This window comes from Weissella kandleri (assembly GCF_001438705.1).
Taxonomy (GTDB): Bacteria; Bacillota; Bacilli; order Lactobacillales; family Lactobacillaceae; genus Weissella; species Weissella kandleri.
The window spans coordinates 139,188-159,838 of sequence record NZ_JQBP01000003.1 but is presented as its reverse complement, the minus strand read 5'-3'; the positions used below and the strand labels follow the sequence as shown (position 1 = coordinate 159,838).

Genomic DNA, 20,651 nt, shown 5'->3' with positions numbered 1-20,651 from the left:
AAAAATAGTAATAGCTTGAGTTATAAAGGAGGATTCATTTTTAATGAGTGAGTATATTTATACAACCTATGGAACCGAAGCAGTATTAAAAATGATTCAAGCCAAACAGGCACCACGGCCTTTGTTTTTGGCTGTCGATGTGGCTGATAGTAAACATTTTCAGTTAATTGAAAAGACCAATAATACCGATTCTCCTTTTCAGAGTGGAACGCGTTATGAAATTTTGAAAACACAAAAACCAGAATTTGAATTGCGTGGGTTAATGCATTGGGAATATGTAACGTTAAATGATGATGAACGGGATCCATTTATTTTACGCTGGCAGCAGTGGGTGCAACAGCAGGATGGGGTGTTAAATGAAGCGTTATTACAGGTGCCGCATAGTTTCGAATATGCTCTATTAAGCACCTGGCGTCAAAATAGGGACTTAATATTAGCTCAGCCAGAACGCAAACGTTTCTTAGCGCCGTTCGCTGGGGATAATAGTTATCATCATTTACGCCAGAAAGACTTTGCCTTTGCCCAGTTACGACAGACCCATTAAGGTAGAAATTGGTTGGGTGTAAAAAATAGATGATTGAGGGAAAGCATATGCCAGAAATGGACAAACTAAAGTTAAAGCAACAAAATGGGGCCAAAGATGTGGGGGCCTCTTTAAAAAATGTTTTTGGGCAACGTGCACAGATGCGTGCAGAATTTCAAAAAATCCGGGATATTTTGTTGGGCGATACTGAAATTCAAGCCTTCATTGCTAAATATCAGCCGGAATTGACAACCCAAATTTTTGACCGTGATTTAGCGACGATTTATGAATATTATCTGCAAAAACAAAAAGCGCAACAGGGCCTTTCGGATGTACATCCGGGCTATGATCCTGAATTATTGTTTGTTGATCAACAGGTGGTAATTCAATATCATGAAACCGCACAAACTAAACAACGTGAGGATAAATTAAAGGCGGCGAGTCGGATTCAAGTTTTGGGAATGCCTAAAGAGTTGAAAAAGGCGCGGATGGGTGATTTTCAGGACGCTGATGCTGGTATGTTGGGGGCAGTTTTGGCTGTCACCCAATTCATTGACGCGTATACTCAAGATCCGCAAGCTTTCCATCCGGGGTTATATTTGCAAGGGCCTTACGGAGTCGGGAAAACTTACCTCTTAGGTGCCATGGCGAATCAATTAGCAGCTGAAGGGGTTGAGGTGTTGTTAGTACATTATCCAACGTTGGCAGCCAATATGAAAGAATCCATTGGTGATTCAACAATGAATATGAAGCCATTACGTGAAAAAATGCGTACGGTCGCAGTTTTTGTGATTGATGACATTGGCGCAGAAATTGATGGCAGTGGTTGGGTGCGTGATGATGTTTTAAGTGTAGTTTTGGATTATCGCATGCAAAATGGGCTGACCACGTTTTTCACTTCTAATTTCTCAATGGCACAATTGGAAGATGAGCATTTTACTAATTCTAGTAAGGGGGCTGAACCAGTTAAGGCCGGCCGCCTGATGCAACGGATTAAATATTTAGCACATGAAATGCCAGTTAATGGTCCTAACCGGAGATTAAATCAAAAATGAAAAATAAATGAGAAAATCTACGTTTACCCATTTTTCTCATTAAAGTCGTAAAAAAGCTGACGAAACTTTATTTTGGTCAGCTTTTTTTTGCTGAAATTGGTAGAAAAAATGAGAATGTTATGCTAAGCTTATTAAGCTTAATAATAAATAGTATAAAAAATAGATATAGGTAGGTTGCTAAAAATGCAAAAAATCTTAGTAATTGAAGATGAGGCCAATTTGGCACGCTTTGTGGAATTAGAATTACAGCACGAAGGATACGAAACAGTCGTAACTGATAATGGTCGGTCTGGTTTGGACTTATCTTTGGAAGAGAATTTTGATCTGATTTTACTAGATTTAATGCTTCCCGAATTGAGTGGGTTAGAAGTCGCACGGCGCTTACGTGAAGTAAAAAATACGCCGATTATTATGATGACCGCTCGCGATTCGGTTATTGATCGGGTTTCGGGCTTGGATTATGGGGCGGATGACTATGTGGTGAAACCTTTTGCGATTGAAGAATTATTAGCGCGGATTCGGGCCTTGTTGCGGCGCATTAATATTGAAACGCAAGAACATGCTAACCACCAAAGCATCGTTAAATATCGTGATTTGATTGTTGAAAAAGAAAATCGAATTGCGCGCCGTGGGGATGAAATCATTAATTTAACCAAGCGTGAATATGAATTACTTGTGATTTTAATGGAAAATATTAATGTCGTTCAATCTCGTGAAGTCTTGTTGGCCAAGGTTTGGGGATATGATGAAAATGTTGAAACGAATGTGGTTGATGTTTATATTCGTTATTTGCGCAACAAGATTGACCTAAGTGATTCGAAGACATCTTACATCCAGACAGTCCGGGGAACGGGCTATGTGATGCGACAATAATCAGTGAGGCCTTACAATGGAAGAATCAGCCATTGTCAATGAAAATTCCACAGTTGAAACCGGTATGTCACTGAAATGGAAGTGGGCGTTAGGTTCAGCGGTGGGCTTTTTTTTGATAACCATTTGTTTTACTTATGTATTAATTACGGCGTTTACGAGCCAAATGATTTTAGATGAACGCAAATCGGTTCAAGAATCAATGACTTGGGTGACGCAACGGTTGAAAACGACCGATTTCAATAAAAGCTCGCCCTCCGCAATTGAAGATGATATTATTGCCACCCACCATCTATCAGAAAAGCAAGCGCCAGGTTTGATTGAAACGATGAGAACGGACATGGAAGTGCATATTTATGATTTAAAGCAGCAACGCTATCCCCGCACATCAATGAATCAAAAACCACCCAAAGCGGCGCATATTAAAGTAACGCAAGATCAACATCGGCAAAAAATTATTATTGGATGGCAAACAATATATAATCAACACCACCAACCGATTGGTCAAGTTGAGGTAATTAATTACTTGGATAAGTATCACCGGATATTTAAACGCATTACCTTGATTGCGATTGTTACTATGATTTTAGGAGTGCTTTTAATTGCGATTTGGGGTTATTGGTTGGCCCAGTACTTATTGCGTCCGGTTCAAGCAATTCGAAAAGTAGTCAATGCCACTAAGTTAGATCCGCAATCTCAGCAACGAGTTGAACTAGACTATCGGCACAATGATGAGCTGACGGAATTGGCCACGTTGTTAAATAACACATTAGATCAGTTGCAAAGTGTGATGTTGATGCAGCATCAATTTGTCGAAGATGTTTCACACGAACTAAGAACCCCAGTGGCGATTGTGAAAGGGCATATGGAATTGTTAAACCGTTGGGGGAAAGATGATCCTAAGATTTTGGCCGAATCAATTGACGCTTCATTAAGTGAGATGCGTCGGATGGAAGGCTTGGTTCAAGAAATGTTGGATTTAACCCGGGCAGATCAAGTTGAACTAGCTTTTAAAGGCGGGAATACAGATGTTAAAGAATTAGTTAATGCAGTCTATAATAATTTCAAATTAGTTTATGAAGATTTTATCTTTATTTTAGATGATGATTTACGGCAACCAGTGTATGTGAATATGTCACGCGATCATTTAGAACAAGTCTTAATTATTTTATCTGATAATGCGGCTAAGTATTCTAAAGACCGGCGCGAAATTCATTACTCAGTTGCACAAACCGCCAGCCAGGTGCAAATTACAGTGCAGGACTTTGGTGAGGGGGTCGCGCCTGAAGATGCTAAGCGTGTCTTTGATCGTTTTTACCGTGTTGATAAAGCCCGTTCCCGTAAACAGGGGGGGAATGGCTTAGGATTAAGCATTGCGCGGAAGTTGATTGAAGGGTATGGCGGCAAGATTGTCTTAGAATCTGCTTTAGGTTACGGATCAATTTTTCGGATTACGTTACCAATTAAAAGGAAAGAGTGACGAAGCTTAGATTTTTGAAAAATTTTTTCAAAATAATACTATAAAATTGTAAGGAATTATGTGAAAAAGTAAGCGTAAGATGTTATAATAACATTATATAAATGTAAGCGTTTAATTTTTCGGAGGTTTTAATCATGAAAGTTGCCGTTATTGGATGTACTCACGCTGGAATCTTTTCAGCACGTGGAATTTTAGAAACAGACCCAGAAGCTGATGTAACTGTCTTTGAGCGGAATAAGTCAGTCTCATTCTTATCATGTGGAATTGCTCTTTGGGTTGGAAACCATGTTTCAGACCCAGCTAAGATGTTCTATGATTCCGTTGAAAGCATGGAAGCTGATGGCATCAAGATGAAGATGCAACATGACGTGATCGAAGTTGATTTGGCCACAAAGACTTTAACTTACAAGAATTTGATCACTGACGAGGAGACAACTGAACAATACGATAAGATTGTTATCACCACTGGGTCAAAGCCGATTTTACCTCCACTCCCTGGAATTGATGGAGCTAACATTTTCAAGTGCAAGAACTGGGATGATGCTACAGCTATTAAAGAGGCTGCCAAGGATGCTAAGTCAGCCATTGTGATTGGGGCTGGATACATCGGAGCCGAAATTGCTGAACAATTCTCGGTTACAGGTGTTAAGACAACTTTAATTGATGGATTAAATCGGGTCTTGGCGAAGAATTTCAATAAAGAAATTACTGATGAGATTGAAGCAGAATATAAGAATCATGATGTTACTTTGGGCTTAGGACAAATGGTTCAAAGCTTTGAACAAACTGAAAATGGTGTCAAGGTTATCACTGATAAGGGTGAGTATGAAGCCGATATCGCCGTGCTTGGAATTGGATTTTTACCGCGGACTGATTTGTTCACGGGTCAAGTTGAAATGATTAAAAACGGTGCGATTATCGTTGATAAGTATATGCAAACTTCTGTCCCTGATGTTTACGCTGCAGGTGATTCAGCTACAGTCTTTTACAATCCAACGCAACAAAATGATTACATTCCTTTGGCTACCAACGCAGTGCGTCAAGGTATCTTGGTTGGAAAGAATATTTTGAAGCCAACAGTTGAATATTTGGGAACGCAATCAACTTCAGCGGTTGAACTATATGACCACGCGATGGCCGCTTCAGGATTGAATGAGCAATTAGCTCAAGCTCGTGGTATTACTGATTACGATACAGTTACGATTGAGCAAGATTACCGCCCAGACTTCATGTTAACTACGACGCCGGTCCGGGCTACATTGTTATGGGATGTTAAGACACGCCGCGTTTTGGGTGGTGAATTCTATTCAAAGCATGACATTTCACAAACAGCGAATGCGCTCTCATTGGCTATTCAAAATCAAATGACAATTGACGAATTGGCGATGTCTGATTTCTTATTCCAACCAAACTTCAGCCAACCAATTAATTTCTTAGGTGCAGTAGCCATGGCGGCTGCCGCAAAGTAATTAAAAAATAATAAGCTTGTGCATTGGTTAATGAATGTACAAGCTTTTTTTTGCGGATTGCATTATAAAAGGAATGAAAGCGGTTAAATTTATGAAGTTAGTTGCCGAAGTAGGTTGTAATACCGTATAATAAAAGAGTGATAAGTGAACTTTTTGACGGAGGGCTGCGCTGATGCAAGCGATTTTAGATGAATTACAGGTGAACGCAAAGGATTATCATAAGCAGTTACAGCAAATGGTGAAAAAAGTTAATTTGACGATTGCCGAATGGAAGTTACTGATGCAGGTTACTGATGGCATTGATACGCAAGATAAATTAAGTCAAGCAATGGAGCTCGATAATTCAACGCTTTCTCGTCAATTGAAGTCGTTAGAACAAAAGAAGGCAATTGAGCATCAAGCCAAAGGGCGCGATCATCGGCAGCTGACTTATCAAGTTACTGCACAGGGTCAAGCCCAGTTGGCAACTTTGACGACGCAAAATGAAGTACTAGAACAACGTATTTTTCAAATGTGGTCAGATGAGGAACAAACAATGTTGCGAATTCTCTTAAAACGGTTAGGAAAATCGTTAAGTAAAGTGGTCGATTAAGTCGGAGATGCGTTATAATTGAAAATATGGTTTTCAGCCAGCATGATTAAAATGGATTGTTGACTAGGCAGGTAATTAATATCAGCGTATAATGACATTGATTATTTGTTTGGTTATCGAAATAAAATGCTAGGATAAAGGATATTAACTATGAAAATTGCAATTATGACGGATTCAACGGCGACCTTAAGTTCAGAGGAAATTGAACGATATAATATTAAGGTGATTCCAATTCCAATTATTTTTGAAGGAAAAGAATACAAAGAAAATATTGATATTACGACCAAAGAATTTTACGATAAGTTAAAAAATTCTAAGTCGTTTCCCTCAACTTCACAACCAGCGATTGGTGAATTGATTAGTATTTATGAAAGTTTACGTGATGAAGGTTATGAGCAAGTGATTTCAATTCATTTGACAAGTACTATTTCTGGCTTTATTAATAATGTTGATTCAATCAAAGATAAAATTGATGGTTTAGAAGTGATTCCAGTGGACTCAAAGATTACGGTGCGTTTGATGGGCTGGCAAGTCCTGAAAGCAGCGAGAATGGTCGAAGAAGGAAAAACAGCAGAAGAAATTGTCCATGTTTTGCAAGAATTGCAAAAGACCACGGATGAGTATTTTGTGGTTGATGATTTAAATAATTTGGTACGTGGTGGCCGTTTGTCAAACGCTGGGGCGATTGTAGGAACCATGTTAAAGGTTAAACCAATTTTGACTTTTGATAATGATTCGAATTATATTGTTCCGTATGAAAAAGTGCGCTCAATGAAGAAATCTAAGAAGCGAGTTGAAGAATTGTTTAAAAACGCTTTGATGAATACGACTTATCCAATTAAGCCTATGATCATTCATGCTAATGCGCAATTGGAAGGTGAGGCGTGGCGCCAGGAATTAGCAGAAGCATACCCTGATTTGGATTTTGAATTATCTTATTTCAGTCCAGTAATTGGAGTTCATTTAGGAGCAGGGGCACTAGCTTTGGCTTGGATGCGTGATCCAGAAAGTTTATAATAATCAGGAGATGGTGGAGGATTAATTGTATGTCACAAGTAAAAATAGTAACGGATTCAACGGCAATTTTATCAGATGAAGAAATTGCGCAATTAGATATCACGGTTATTCCATTGACTGTGGTGATTGATGATGTGCTCTATGAAGATGGAGTAACGTTGAGCCGAGAAGAATTTATGAAAAAAATGGGAGAAGCTAATAATATACCCAAGACCTCAACGCCGGCTATTGGAGCCTTTTCGGATGTTTACGAACGATTGACGGCTGATGGATCAGAAGTTATTAGTATTCATTTAACACCCGAGTTGTCAGGGACATGTCAGACCGCTCATCAGGCGGCACAATTAGTTAGCCCTGACCATATCCACGTGCTAAATTCTACATTTATAGATCGTGCTTTGGGCTTTCAAGTAATTAAGGCAGCTAAATTAGCCCAAACGGGGGCAAATGCGGCTGAGATTTTAGCTGAAATGGAAAGAACGAAGCAAAATACACAACTTTATTTGACATTAGATTCTTTGGATAATCTTTCAGCGGGTGGTCGAATTTCTAAAGCTACCGGTTTTATTGGGGGGTTGTTAAATATTAAGATTGGTGCGCACGTTGTTGATGGAGATATCATAGCAGAGGTTAAAGGACGTGGTGCTAAAACCATTCGGAACTATATTGATAAAATTATTGATGAAATGCACGCGACTCAAGGAATTGAAATGATTGGGTTATCTCACGCTGGAATTCCGGAAAAAGCGACGGAGTTGGGTGCGCGTTTAGCTCAAGAATTCCCAGATGCTACGATTGCGATTAATCAAACTTCACCAGTGGTGGCTACTCATACTGGGGCAGGTGCATACGGATTGAGCTATTTAGTTAAAGGATAGTTGATTGATGAATGAGGCTTAAACAATTTGATTGTTTGGAGCCTTTTTTTGATATAATAATATCTTGCAACCATTTAAATGGTTATGGATATTTTGAAAGAAGGAAAGCTGAGTTAAGATGCCAAAATTAGAAAAATCAGTTGGAAGCCTGTTGCTGGGATTAAGTGTTGTGCTCCTAGGGTCAGGAGTGATTTTACCAATGACACAGGCCAAGAGTCAGGAGAGTATCGAGTTGGTGACAGTTGGGGACTCTTTAACTGAGGGAATTGGAGATACAAAAGATATGGGTGGTTATGAGCAAAGAATTGCTCATAAAATTGAACATGTCGATCATCGTGATGTGCAGACCGCTAATTTTGGAAAATCAGGTGATCGCTCAGACCAAATTTTAAAAAGGCTTCAAGCTGATCCCACCGCCCAAAAGAAAATTAAACATGCTGATGTTTTGGTAGTAACAGCGGGCGGAAATGATTTGCAGCAAGAATTATTTAAATTGATTCAAACGCAAAAAGAACCGAATGTCATGCCAGAAATTCGGGATACCAAAGCGCAGTATCAGCATAAGTTCGAGCAACTCTTCGCATATTTGCGCGGGCAAAACCCACATGCCCCAATTTTTGTGTATGGAAACTATAACCCATTATATGTATATTTAGCGAATCGGAATGATTTAAATCAGGCTGTTCATTTATATAATGGGGTCAATAAGGGCGTGGCATTAGCTGATAAGAACGCGTATTATGTTTCGGTATTTAAACCCTTAACGTATGGTCAGTATGAAACGGCTCCTAAAAAAGTTAAGCTAGTGCGAGAGGCCAAAGAATCAGCACAAGGATCAACGGATAATAAAATGGTATCTGCAGCCTTAAATCAACCGGATGGTGAAAAAAATCGCTATATTTCACAGGCAGATCATTTTCACCCGAATAATAAAGGATACGACGTTATGACCAATGAGCTGTTTAAAGTGATGCAAAAAAACAAGAAGGAGTGGTTGCATTAAAATGAAGGCACCAAAAGATCAACAAAGTTTTCAGCAAGGACGGCAATTAGGGCTTCTGTGGGGAATTGGGGGGACTTTAATCGTGATGGTCTTCCTAGCTTTGATATTAATTGCTTTGCCCCAAGGTAAAGAAAAGCAATTTAAGACGGAGCAACCAATTCAAATGACGGATGCGACGATGGATGTTCAACTAACTAAACGTAATTTAAACGCGTGGATGAATAAGTATTTAAATGATGATCCTGATTTGAAGGGAAAATTCCGTTTTGAGATGGGTACGACTAGTATGATGGTCTATGGAACGACGAAATTATTAGGTCAAAATGTAGATTATGGGATGAAAATGACCCCTTCAGTTACTAAAGAAGGCAATCTATTGCTCCATGCTGATTCAGTGGCTGTCGGCCAATTACCGTTGCCGGTTAAATATGTTATGAATGGGCTAGGAAATACCTTGGATTTGCCTAAGTGGGTGACGGTTAATAGTAAAGCGCAGACCATTTTAATTGATTTTACCGAAGTCCCTGAGGTTTCTGGGATGCGGATTAAAATTAAAAAATTAAACATGCAACAGAATCAATTCATTTTCCAAGTGGGGTTATCTAATCATGCGTAGAACATTTTATCAATGGCTAATGACACAACGAGATCCAGTTACACATGACGCTGTGAAAAATTTTGCTAACGGCGCTTTTTACGATCAAAGTTTTCCTAAGCAAAGTAAAGATTTTGATGAAATATCCCGATATTTGGAAGAAAATGGGGGTTATTTACAATCAATGGACATCTTTGATGAAGCCTGGCAACAATACTTAGCTGCTGAAGAGTAGCCCAAAAAGGAGATTTAAAATGGGACAAATTATTCAATGGTATCCCGGTCATATGGCCAAAGCATTGCGTTTGATGCAAGAAAACTTGAAGTACGTTGATATTGTATTTGAATTAGTTGACGCCCGGATTCCATTAGCTTCACGTAATCCGGAATTGAACCATGTCTTGGGAGATAAGCCTCGTTTGTTGATAATGACTAAGATGGATTTGGCTGATCCTAAAATTACCCAAGAATGGTTGCAAGATTTTGAACAACGAAATATTCCTGTTGTAGCGTTAAACGTCAAAGACCGGAAAACACCGCAAATTGTGACGAAAGCGGCCCGTAAAATTTTGGCTAAAAAATGGGATCAATTGGCAGAACGTGGCGTGAAAGATAAAGCGATTCGGGCGTTAGTTGTAGGGGTGCCAAATGTTGGTAAGTCAACTTTGCTTAATCATTTGGTGATGAAAAACGTCGCTATTACTGGGGATCGACCGGGGGTGACGAAGAAATTACAGTGGTTAAAAACGCCCACTAATTTGGAATTGTTAGATACGCCAGGTGTGTTATGGCCTAAATTTGAAAATCAAGTTGTTGGTCAACACCTAGCGATGACGGGAGCTATTAAGGATCAATTGGTGAATTTAGATGACATTGCTTTAGCGCTATTAGAATTTATGCGCGGGTACCATCCAGAAGCGATTATTGAACGCTACAAGTTAGCACCTGATAGTTTTGTACAGCTTAGTAATGTTGATTTGCTATTGTTAATTACGCAAAAAATGGGCTTTAAGGATGATTATGAGCGTGGTAGTGAGCGGTTGTTGATTGATTTGCGGCGGGGTAAATTGGGGACTTATACGATTGAACGGCCAACCGATCGGGAAGAATTAGGCTTTTTGGATGATGCGGGAAACGATTCAACAGATTAAAGCGCGCTTGCAACAGCCAATCGCTAGCGCAGAGCTAGAACGATTAAAGCAAGACCCTCGGCAAGGCGTTCAGTTGGCGGTTCAGCAATATGAACGTCGTCAGGAAAAAATGGTGCATCAAAAAGTGGCGTTTCAACAACGCTTGCAATTTGAAGAGCATTATTGGCAAACGGGCGACTTGGTGGCAGGTATTGATGAGGTTGGACGTGGTCCTTTGGCGGGCCCCGTAGTCGCTGCGGCAGTCGTTTTAGATCAAAATTTTGATTTATGGGAAGTCCATGATTCAAAGCAATTGAGTTTAAAGAAGCGGCAAGTTTTAGTCCCTCAGATTAAGGAGCAAGCTGTGGACTATGCGTTTGGTGTGGTGGAGGCGGATGAAATTGATGTATTGAATATTTATCAAGCCGCACAAAAAGCCATGACGCTGGCATATCAAAATTTAGCGCAACAGCCAGCAGCCTTGTTGATTGATGCGATGGAACTAGATGTTGAAATCCCCCAGACTAGTTTGATTAAAGGGGATGACCGGAGCATTAGTATTGGCGCCGCTAGTATTTTGGCCAAAGATTATCGAGATCGATTGATGGCAACTTATGTCGATAAGTATCCAGGCTATGGGTTTGAAAAAAATGCTGGTTATGGTACCCAAGAGCATTTAGCGGCGCTTGATCAATTGGGTGTGACACCACTTCATCGTAAAACGTTTGCGCCGGTAAAAAAAAGATTGTGATAATTTCGATGATTGGGTTCTTTTTGAATAAGGAGAACTCAATGATGAAAAGAAATCAATTTATTTTAATTTTCACTTTAATGACGCAGGTGCGACTTACACAAAAAAATAAATTATTTAAAAGCATGACTTGGCCCGCTGATCAAGCTTGGTCCAATTGGTGTGACGCGTTACAAGTGGCAATGGTTAGTGATTTGCGAAAATCAGAACGAAATCAGCTGCAGCAATTTTTGCAACAAGAGGATTTAAGCGCCCAGCTGTTATCTATGGCAGCAACCATGCCGTATATTACAATTTTTGATGGAACTTATCCGAAGCGCCTGAAAGAAATTTGGAATCCTCCGTTGGTTTTATTTTATCAAGGTGATTTAACTTATTTACAAAAGCCATGTTTAACGGTTGTGGGTGCCAGGCAAAACGGCGCTTATGGTCAGACGATTTTACAGCAGTGGTTGCCCCAGTTGGTCGCGCAAGGGGTTGTGATTGTTTCGGGATTGGCGCGGGGCGTGGATGCTTTAGCACATGAAATAACCTTGGCAGCCGGCGGATCAACCGTGGCGGTAATTGGGACGGGCTTGATGCGGACTTATCCAGCCAGTCATCGTGCGTTACAATCTGCAATCAGTCAACAAGGCTTAATCTTAAGTGAATATTTACCAGACGTCGGCCCGCAAAAACAATATTTTCCGGAACGGAATCGGATCCTAGCTGGCCTGAGTTATAATACGTTGGTCGTAGAAGCTCGACGGCAGTCTGGATCTTTGATTACAGCCTCCTTAGCTGTACAGAATAACCGGAGTGTGTTGGCTGTGCCTGGCGCGGTAACGTATGATTGTGCGCAAGGCTGCAATGAATTGATTCAACAAGGGGCTGAGCCGGTTTTAAATGCTCAAGATGTCATGCAGGCGTTAAAAGCTCATTACTGGTGGTTTTAACTTTAATTTAGATTAAAAACTGGCGAGGCTTGACAGAGTTTTGAATTACAGGTAAACTCGGGATATTCAGTAGATTGATTAGTTGAATGTAAGAGAAACTACGGTTGCTGTGAGTAGTGCAGGCTAATGAATTGAATTATTAAGTTTTTTAAATAGGCTGTATTTTGTAGACAGTCGCTATTTAGAGAACTCCCTTTAATTTTTAAATAATAAAGAGATTCACTTTTGTGTGAATAATTCGGGTGGTACCGCGGAAATCACTTTCGTCCCAACTATGTCAATTGATGTAGTTGGGGCGTTTTTTATTTAGAAATCGGGTGATTAAATTTTTTTATAGAGGCAGTCAGCGAGATTAGTGGCTGATGCATGATTGGAAACGTGAGGTGTAACGTTATGCAAAAACAAATGAAATGGGGCTTTAACGGCGCCGGTTTACTAGTTGTTATGATTTTAATAATATTTAGTGTAGGTATCATCGGGATGAAGTTACCAGCTTACATTCCCTTGCTAGTCAGCTTATTAGTTAGTATGTTGTTCTTAAGATTATTTGGCGCTCACTGGGATGAGTTGCAAGCTGCGATGTTAGCAGGATTAAAGACAGGGCTGGCCCCTTTGTTCTTATTCTTGTTGATTGGGATGTTGATTGCGTTATGGATGGCCACGGGGGTGATTCCAACTTTAGTTTGGTTCGGCTTTAAGGGTGCTAGCGCGACTTGGTTTTTACCTAGCACGGTGTTAGTGACCGCAGTGATTGGATCAGTGATTGGATCAGCCTTTACCACGATTGGAACGGTTGGGGTGGCCTTGATGGGGATTGGAACAAGTTTAGGTTTTTCGCCAGCGTTGGTAGCTGGAGCGATTTTATCGGGGGCCATTTTTGGTGATAAATCGTCACCTTTGTCAGATTCCACAAACTTAGCAGCGTCAATTGCTGAAGTCGATTTGTTCGCACATATTCGTAATTTAATGTGGACCACTTTACCAGCTTTGGGTGTATCATTATTACTATTTACCTGGTTAGGTTTTGGACATCATGGTCATGCAGGACAAAGTTTAGCGTCGTTGATGATATTATTGCATCCTACGTGGTGGAGCGTGATTCCGCTAGGCTTATTGGTAGTGATGGCTATTTTGCGGATCCCCGCCATCCCAACTCTATTAATGAACGTTGGAGTGTCGGCTTTAGCATTTTTGGTGCAAAATACACCCCAAGATTTGGCTGATCTTTTGATGAACGGTTACCATACGTCGGTGCATAATTCCTTATTAGCGGGATTGTTAAATCGTGGAGGGATGCTGCCAATGATGTCAACAATTATTATTATCATGTTTGCCTTAGCCCTGGGCGGTGTGTTGACTGAGATGCGCGTTTTACAAACTTTAATGGAACCTTTGGTCGCCAAAATTAAGACAACTGCTGGTACTTTGACTGGCTTGATTTTAAGTGGGATTGGAGCGAATTTTATGATTGGTGAGCAGTACTTGGCGACCATCTTGCCAGGGCAGCTATGGAAACCGGCTTTTGATAGCTTAAAAATTTCACGCTTAGCCTTAAGTCGGGGGCTGGAAGACTCGGGGACGGTGGTGAATTACTTAGTACCGTGGGGCGTGGCTGGGAGCTTTGCGGCACAAGCATTAGGTGTTTCAGTGAGCGCCTTTGCGCCCTATGTCTTTTTTGCCTTATTCTCACCAATTTTTTCATTGTTGTCAGCCTGGACAGGTTTAGGGTTACCTGATGAACGATCTGTGAAATAAGTCTCGTTAAATATTCGTGAGCTTGCTATAATTAGGTTATAATTAAAAAACAGGAGTTAAAGCATGTACGAATACTTAAAGGGAATTATTACCGTTTTGGCCCCCAAATTTGTAGTGATTGAGGTAGCAGGCGTCGGTTATCGGGTTGTCATGGGTAATCCATATCGTTTTACCATCGGACAAGAAGTGCAGTTATTTGTTGAACAAGTGGTACGCGAAGATGCAATTACTTTGTATGGCTTTCAAACAGTTGATGAAAAGAATCTTTTTGATCAATTATTAGCTGTTTCTGGAATTGGACCGAAAAGTGCCTTGGCGATTTTGGCGAACGCGGATCATTCGGGGTTAGTCCAAGCAATTGTTGCCGGCAATATTAATTATTTGACGAAATTCCCGGGGATCGGTAAAAAAACAGCACAACAAATGGTCTTAGACTTACAAAATAATTTATCAAAGTTACCATTTGATTTTCAAAATATTGAAGGAGTCGCGGCACCAGTTGTGTCAACTAATCCAGCGCTTGATGATGCATTGGAGGCTTTACGTGCGCTGGGATATGGCGATCGAGAAGTTAAAAAAGTTGAGAAAGCGCTGCAACAGCAGCCCGATAAAACGACTTCTGATTATATTTCGGCGGGATTGAAATTATTAGTTTAGTAGGAGTGAAGCATGGATGATGGGATTTTAGATCAGACAACGGAAAATGCGGTCGAAGCCCAAGTAGAACAATCATTACGTCCGCAAAAGTTACAAGAATATATTGGTCAAAATGCTTTAAAAAATCGTCTGCAAGTTTATATTCAAGCGGCACAGCAACGTGAAGAGGCATTAGATCATGTTTTGTTATATGGACCACCTGGTTTAGGGAAGACAACTTTGGCGTTAGTGATTGCCAATGAAATGGGCGTCAATATTAAAACAACCACCGGACCAGTCATTGAAAAGCAAGGTGACTTATTAGCCTTATTAAATGAATTACAGCCGGGCGATATTTTATTTATTGATGAAATTCATCGCTTGCCCAAAACAGTGGAAGAGATGCTTTACTCGGCGATGGAAGATTACTATGTAGATATTATTGTCGGTGAGGGGGAAACTTCGCACCCGGTTCATTTTCCGCTACCACCGTTTACCTTGATAGGAGCGACTACGCGGGCCGGGATGTTGTCACAGCCGCTTCGGGATCGTTTTGGAATTGTTGAGCATATGAATTATTATACTGATTCTGAATTAATGACGATTATTTCGCGTTCAGCGCAATTTTTCCAAACTCAAATCGGAGAAAAAGGTGCGCAGGCGTTGGCCAAGCGGGCACATGGGACGCCACGAATTGCCAATCGTTTACTAAGACGGGTCCGAGATTTTGCCATGGTGCAAGGACAAGATGAAATTGACCAAGCCATGGTGGACTACGCCTTAGGATTATTAAATATTGATCAGTCAGGCTTGGATCAAGTCGATTTGAAGCTACTAACGACAATTATTAATTATTATGATGGTGGTCCCGTCGGCATTAAAACGCTAGCGGCTAATATTGGCGAAGAAGTTGATACATTAGAAGAAATGTATGAACCATATTTGTTGCAAATTGGTTTTATCAAGCGGACTGCACGAGGACGCGTAGTCACACGACTAGCATATGAGCATTTAGGTTTGGATGATCCAAAGAAAGAAGATATAAAATGAGTTTACCAGAATATACTTTAGATGATTTTGATTATGATTTGCCACAAGAGTTGATTGCGCAAACACCATTAAAACAACGTGACAGCTCACGTTTATTAACATTGAATGCTGATACAGGAGCAATGGAAGATCGCCATTTTTATGACATTTTAGATTATTTAAACCCTGGGGATGCAATTGTGATGAATAATTCGCGAGTCCTACCTGCGCGATTGCATGGGATTCGACCAGATACAGGGGGGAATGTTGAAGTCTTAATGTTGCGTCAAGATCATGGAGACGTGTGGGAGACGTTAGTTAAGCCGGCGCGGAAGTACCCTGTAGGTGCCCAAATTTCTTTTGGAAACGGTGAACTAACTGCGACGGTAGTAGAGGAATTAGAGCATGGGGGCCGGATGGTGGAATTCCATTATGATGGAATTTTCTTAGAAGTTTTGGAATCATTAGGTGAGATGCCTTTACCTCCGTATATTAAGGAAAAATTGGATGATCAAGAACGCTATCAGACGGTTTATTCCAAGGTAAATGGTTCCGCCGCGGCCCCAACCGCTGGACTCCACTGGACGCCAGAATTGTTAGCTAAGGTGGAAGCCAAAGGGGTTAAGCTAGTCGAATTAACCCTGCATGTTGGTTTAGGAACGTTCCGTCCTGTTGAAACGAATAATTTAAATGAGCACAAAATGCATTCTGAATTCTATCAGTTAAGTCAAGCGGCAGCAGATACTTTAAATGAAGTGCACGCAAATGGTGGTCGTATTATCGCGACGGGAACGACTTCCATTCGGACTTTGGAGACGATTGGATCGAAGTTTAATGGTGTTTTACAGGCGGATTCAGGTTGGACTGACATTTTTATTAAGCCAGGTTATCAATGGGCGGTGGTTGATGCTTTTATTACTAACTTCCACTTACCTAAGTCAACATTAGTGATGTTAGTCGCAGCCTTTACTGGCCGGGAAAATATTTTAAATGCTTATCAGCATGCAATTGAAGAACGCTATCGGTTCTTTTCATTTGGTGATGCGATGTTTATCTATCGTTAGGGAGAAATTATGCAACAATATAGTAAGTTTGATCAATTCTTAATGGAAAAATATCCATTAAAAGAAGAATATTTGAATGATCCAGATCGACCAGTTATTTATGAATTATTACATGTAGAAAAGCATACGGGCGCCCGGTTAGGCCGAATTTACACACGCCATGGGATTGTGCACACACCGATGTTTATGCCGGTTGGGACCCAAGCTTCAGTTAAAAATGTGTCTCCCCGTGATTTGGAAGCTATTAATACGCAATTTATTTTGTCGAACACATATCATTTATGGGTCCGTCCTGGGGATGATTTGATTGCTAAAGCGGGTGGTTTGCATAAATTTATGCAATGGAATGGCCCCATTTTGACAGATTCTGGTGGGTTTCAAGTTTGGTCATTAGCTAAAAATAATAAAATTTCTGAAGAAGGGGTCGATTTTAAAAACCACGTTGATGGGGCTTCGATGTTTTTGTCTCCCGAAGTGGCTATGCGCATTCAAAATAATTTGGGTTCAGATGTGATGATGCAATTGGACGAGGCGATTCCTTATTTTGAAACGTATGATTACGTTAAAAACTCCGTTGAACGGACGACACGCTGGGCCAAGCGCGCTAAAATCGCCCATGCCCGCCCAAATGATCAAGCCTTATTTGGAATTATCCAAGGGGCTGGGTTTAAAGATTTGCGACGTTTGTCTGCTGAAGGGTTAGTTGATCTTGACTTGCCTGGGTATGCTGTGGGTGGTTTGTCTGTGGGTGAATCAAAAGAGGAAATGAATCGAGTCTTAGACTTTACCGTTGATTGGATGCCTGCTGACAAGCCCCGTTATTTGATGGGGGTGGCGGCGCCTGATTCCTTAATTGATTCGGCGATTCGTGGGATTGATATGTTTGATTGTGTCTTACCAACTCGGATTGCACGGAATGGGTCATTAATGACTAAGAACGGCCGGATTGTTATTACAAATGGTAGATATAAAGATGACTTTAGTCTAATTGACGCAGATACAGAAGACTATGGTTCACAAAACTTTACAAAGGCCTATTTGCATCATTTATTTAAGGCTAATGAATTATTAGGTCAAAATATTGCGTCTGTTCATAATTTGCGATATCTGTTAAAGTTAATGGAAGAGATGCGTGAAGCTATTTATAATGATGAATTAATAGAATTTAGAGAACAAGTTCTTGAAGATTATGGTTATAATAAGCCAAATGCCCGTCTATTCTAAAAGTTATAGGAGATTTAAATAATGCAAATGAATAGTATTTTGATTTTTATCGTTTTCTTGGCCTTGATGTACTTCATGATGGTGCGTCCACAACAAAAGGCAGCTAAGAAGCATCAAGAGATGTTACAACAATTGCAACCAGGGACAGAAGTTGTCACTATCGGTGGATTACATGGTGTGATTGATCACTCTGATGAAAAAACAATTACCTTGGACGCCGATGGAGTGTTGCTTACTTTTGAACGGTCAGCGATTAAGAATGTTGTAACGCCAGCCACAGCTGCGCCTGAAGCTACAACTACGACGGTACCAGTCGAAGAAGATAAGCATACGGATCAAGAAGATTAATTAAACTGTAAGGTTAAATGATGGGTTTAGATTTATCATGCTGATAAGTCTAAGCCTTTTTATTATTTGGATGAATTAGGAATAAATTAATGTTAAAATGCTTAAAGTGACCAACAAGTTGAATATGAGCGTGGGGGTAGCAGATTTTGGCAGATTTGTTAGAAGTACCGGTTGTCTTGAATACAGAACGTCAGATTATTCATGTGGATATGGATGCTTTTTACGCGCAAGTTGAAATGCGCGAACACCCCGAATATCGGAATGAAATTTTAATCATCGGGAGTGATCCGCGCAAAAATGGTGGTCGTGGAGTCGTAGCGACTGCAAATTATGCAGCACGTCGTTTGGGCGTTCACTCGGCCATGAGTTCAAACGAAGCTTTAAAATTAGCGCCGGACGCACATTTTGTTCAACCTGATTTCAAACTATATAAAACAGTTTCCAAGCAAGTGCATGTCATTTTTCATCGTTATACTGACTTAGTTGAACCAGTTGCATTTGATGAGGCGTATTTAGATGTAACGGGGCACCAATTGGATTTTTCATCAAGTGTGGAGTTAGCCCATCATTTACAGCAGACCATTTATGAAGAACTTAAGTTGACTTCTTCTGTGGGAGTTTCATTTAATAAATTTTTAGCCAAATTAGCATCAGAGCATAATAAACCCGAGGGCTTTACGTTTGTTGGCTCATCAGATGTTCGGATATTTTTAGATGCGTTGCCGATTGAAGATGTGCGCGGCGTGGGCAAAAAAACTTTACCAGTGATGCACCAACTTGGTATTTACACGGGGCGTGATCTTTTTGCGCAAAAGCAAACTGATTTGGCGAGCCATTTTGGTAAATTGGGATATGATTTATACTTGCGAATTCGTGGCGTCGATGATCGGCAAGTTCAGGGTAACCGGCAACGGAAGTCGTTAGGCAATGAGCGCACTTATGGTCCACCATTAGATAATGAGGAAGAAATTTTAGATGCCTTGCGGGAGCTAGCTATACGATTGCAGCAAGATTTAATTCAAGCTCATTTTCATTGTAAGACGATAGTATTGAAGATGCGTGATGATGATTTCAAAACTGAGACTAGACGAATAACGGAAACGGACTTTATAATGAACCAAGTAGATATTTTATATAATCTAGCTTTGGATTTATGGGAAGAAATAGGCGGATACCAACAACCGATCCGTTTGCTTGGACTAACCGCCCAAAATTTAGCACCAGTCAATTTTGATGAGATTACTTTAGATTTATACGGGGAATAAAATGTATCATATGGTATAATTTGAGGTTAGTACTATCGGAAAATTAATAATAAAATTAAACGAAAATGAGAGAACGACTATGTCAGCAGAAACAAGTATTTTAGCATCGATTAAGAAGTATGATACAATCATCCTTCATCGGCATCAACGGCCAGATCCAGACGCATTTGGATCGCAATTTGGGATGGCGGATTTGATTAAGCAATCCTTCCCTAATAAGGCTGTGTATGTTGTAGGAAAAATGAAACCGAGCGCTGAATGGTTGGGAACAATGGATGAGTTAGAAAACCAACTATATGATGATGCATTGGTAATTGTCTTAGATACGGCGAATTCACCGCGCGTAGATGATGAGCGCTGGGATAAAGCGGCTGAGATTATCAAAATTGATCATCACCCAAATGAAGAGCCTTATGGTGACTATAACTGGGTTATTCCTGGGATGTCATCAACGTCGGAATTGATTTTTACCTTTTATCAAACCTTTAAAGATGAGCTTAAATTATCTGATGCTGGCGCAGCGGCTCTTTATTATGGAATTGTTGGTGATACTGGTAGGTTCCTATATGCAACTAATAGTCATACAATGGAAGTTGTAGCAGGCTTAATGCAATTTAATTTTGACTGGACTAATCTTAGTCAAATTATGGATACCATTTCGCCAGCCGCCGCTAAAATGTCAGGCTATGTTTTAAGTGAAATGCAATTAAATGATTTAGGCTTGAACTATATTATTTTAAAACATGATGTGGTTGAAAGCTTTGACCTTGGTGATTTCGGAACGGCTTTTGTGGTCCCCTTGTTAGGTAAGGTCAATACGGCTAAGGCCTGGATTGTTTTTGAAGAACAAGAAGATCAAACTTATCGGGTACGCATTCGCTCAAGAAACATTGTGATTAATCAAGTTGCAGCACGTCACGGTGGTGGTGGACATCCTTTTGCATCAGGGGCTAAAGCAAAGGATCAAGCGGAGATAGAAACAATTATTGCCGAAGTCAACGCTACGCTAGCTGCGCAAGAAGAATAGAGGAA

22 protein-coding genes are annotated in these 20,651 nt (G+C 40.4%); all 22 read left to right on the top strand.

The annotated features are described in order from the left end of the window. Window positions 1–43: 43 nt before the first annotated feature. The gene (locus IV73_RS03955; RefSeq protein WP_057755208.1) at window positions 44–544 is read left to right on the top strand and encodes a hypothetical protein; all 501 of its coding nucleotides are present in this window, start codon (window positions 44–46) and stop codon (window positions 542–544) included. A 29-nt stretch (window positions 545–573) separates the two neighbouring features. Then, window positions 574–1,578 carry a primosomal protein DnaI gene (gene dnaI, locus IV73_RS03950; protein WP_236697731.1) on the top strand — a complete coding sequence of 335 codons (1,005 nt, stop codon included), beginning with the start codon at window positions 574–576 and terminating at the stop codon, window positions 1,576–1,578. Between the two features lie 183 nt (window positions 1,579–1,761). Continuing rightward, window positions 1,762–2,451, top strand: a complete 690-nt coding sequence (locus tag IV73_RS03945; protein WP_057755205.1) for a response regulator transcription factor — start codon at window positions 1,762–1,764, stop codon at window positions 2,449–2,451. 16 nt (window positions 2,452–2,467) lie between these two features. Further along, window positions 2,468–3,928, top strand: a complete 1,461-nt coding sequence (locus IV73_RS03940) for a HAMP domain-containing sensor histidine kinase (protein ID WP_057755202.1) — start codon at window positions 2,468–2,470, stop codon at window positions 3,926–3,928. Between the two features lie 134 nt (window positions 3,929–4,062). Beyond that, window positions 4,063–5,397, top strand: coding sequence for an FAD-dependent oxidoreductase (locus IV73_RS03935; RefSeq protein WP_057755199.1), 1,335 nt, complete (start codon window positions 4,063–4,065; stop codon window positions 5,395–5,397). Window positions 5,398–5,569: 172 nt separating this feature from the next. After that, the gene (locus IV73_RS03930) at window positions 5,570–5,989 is read left to right on the top strand and encodes a MarR family winged helix-turn-helix transcriptional regulator (protein WP_057755197.1); all 420 of its coding nucleotides are present in this window, start codon (window positions 5,570–5,572) and stop codon (window positions 5,987–5,989) included. A 150-nt stretch (window positions 5,990–6,139) separates the two neighbouring features. After that, window positions 6,140–7,006, top strand: a complete 867-nt coding sequence (locus IV73_RS03925; RefSeq protein WP_057755193.1) for a DegV family protein — start codon at window positions 6,140–6,142, stop codon at window positions 7,004–7,006. Window positions 7,007–7,035: 29 nt separating this feature from the next. Then, window positions 7,036–7,884, top strand: coding sequence for a DegV family protein (locus IV73_RS03920; protein ID WP_057755190.1), 849 nt, complete (start codon window positions 7,036–7,038; stop codon window positions 7,882–7,884). 118 nt (window positions 7,885–8,002) lie between these two features. Next, on the top strand, window positions 8,003–8,887 hold the full coding sequence (locus IV73_RS03915) for a GDSL-type esterase/lipase family protein (protein WP_057755188.1): 885 nt from the start codon (window positions 8,003–8,005) through the stop codon (window positions 8,885–8,887). A gap of 1 nt (window position 8,888) precedes the next feature. After that, window positions 8,889–9,503, top strand: a complete 615-nt coding sequence (locus tag IV73_RS03910) for a YpmS family protein (protein ID WP_057755185.1) — start codon at window positions 8,889–8,891, stop codon at window positions 9,501–9,503. Then, window positions 9,496–9,717, top strand: coding sequence for a YozE family protein (locus IV73_RS03905; protein ID WP_057755182.1), 222 nt, complete (start codon window positions 9,496–9,498; stop codon window positions 9,715–9,717). Before IV73_RS03910 ends, IV73_RS03905 begins: the two co-directional genes overlap by 8 nt. A 19-nt stretch (window positions 9,718–9,736) precedes the next feature. After that, the gene (gene ylqF / locus IV73_RS03900) at window positions 9,737–10,633 is read left to right on the top strand and encodes a ribosome biogenesis GTPase YlqF (RefSeq protein ID WP_057755180.1); all 897 of its coding nucleotides are present in this window, start codon (window positions 9,737–9,739) and stop codon (window positions 10,631–10,633) included. Then, complete coding sequence (locus tag IV73_RS03895) at window positions 10,605–11,363, top strand: ribonuclease HII (RefSeq protein ID WP_057755177.1); 759 nt, start codon at window positions 10,605–10,607, stop codon at window positions 11,361–11,363. Before ylqF ends, IV73_RS03895 begins: the two co-directional genes overlap by 29 nt. A 41-nt stretch (window positions 11,364–11,404) precedes the next feature. Continuing rightward, window positions 11,405–12,298, top strand: a complete 894-nt coding sequence (gene dprA / locus IV73_RS03890; RefSeq protein WP_057755174.1) for a DNA-processing protein DprA — start codon at window positions 11,405–11,407, stop codon at window positions 12,296–12,298. Between the two features lie 393 nt (window positions 12,299–12,691). Beyond that, window positions 12,692–14,053 carry a Na+/H+ antiporter NhaC family protein gene (locus IV73_RS03885; RefSeq protein ID WP_057755172.1) on the top strand — a complete coding sequence of 454 codons (1,362 nt, stop codon included), beginning with the start codon at window positions 12,692–12,694 and terminating at the stop codon, window positions 14,051–14,053. A gap of 63 nt (window positions 14,054–14,116) precedes the next feature. Continuing rightward, on the top strand, window positions 14,117–14,710 hold the full coding sequence (ruvA, locus tag IV73_RS03880) for a Holliday junction branch migration protein RuvA (RefSeq protein ID WP_057755169.1): 594 nt from the start codon (window positions 14,117–14,119) through the stop codon (window positions 14,708–14,710). Between the two features lie 12 nt (window positions 14,711–14,722). Then, window positions 14,723–15,739 (top strand): Holliday junction branch migration DNA helicase RuvB, encoded by a 1,017-nt coding sequence (ruvB, locus tag IV73_RS03875; protein WP_057755167.1) that lies wholly within the window; start codon window positions 14,723–14,725, stop codon window positions 15,737–15,739. Then, window positions 15,736–16,782 (top strand): tRNA preQ1(34) S-adenosylmethionine ribosyltransferase-isomerase QueA, encoded by a 1,047-nt coding sequence (queA, locus tag IV73_RS03870; RefSeq protein ID WP_057755164.1) that lies wholly within the window; start codon window positions 15,736–15,738, stop codon window positions 16,780–16,782. The genes ruvB and queA overlap by 4 nt, the downstream gene beginning before the upstream one ends. A gap of 42 nt (window positions 16,783–16,824) precedes the next feature. Next, window positions 16,825–18,006 (top strand): tRNA guanosine(34) transglycosylase Tgt, encoded by a 1,182-nt coding sequence (tgt, locus tag IV73_RS03865; protein WP_057755503.1) that lies wholly within the window; start codon window positions 16,825–16,827, stop codon window positions 18,004–18,006. Window positions 18,007–18,027: 21 nt separating this feature from the next. Continuing rightward, window positions 18,028–18,354 carry a preprotein translocase subunit YajC gene (yajC, locus tag IV73_RS03860; RefSeq protein WP_083485546.1) on the top strand — a complete coding sequence of 109 codons (327 nt, stop codon included), beginning with the start codon at window positions 18,028–18,030 and terminating at the stop codon, window positions 18,352–18,354. Between the two features lie 146 nt (window positions 18,355–18,500). Continuing rightward, entirely contained in the window at window positions 18,501–19,619 is a 1,119-nt protein-coding gene (gene dinB, locus IV73_RS03855) for a DNA polymerase IV (RefSeq protein WP_057755161.1), read from the top strand. Window positions 19,620–19,698: 79 nt separating this feature from the next. Then, a complete protein-coding gene (locus IV73_RS03850) occupies window positions 19,699–20,646 on the top strand; it encodes a DHH family phosphoesterase (protein ID WP_057755159.1) in 948 nt (315 codons plus the stop codon). Window positions 20,647–20,651 lie beyond the last annotated feature (5 nt).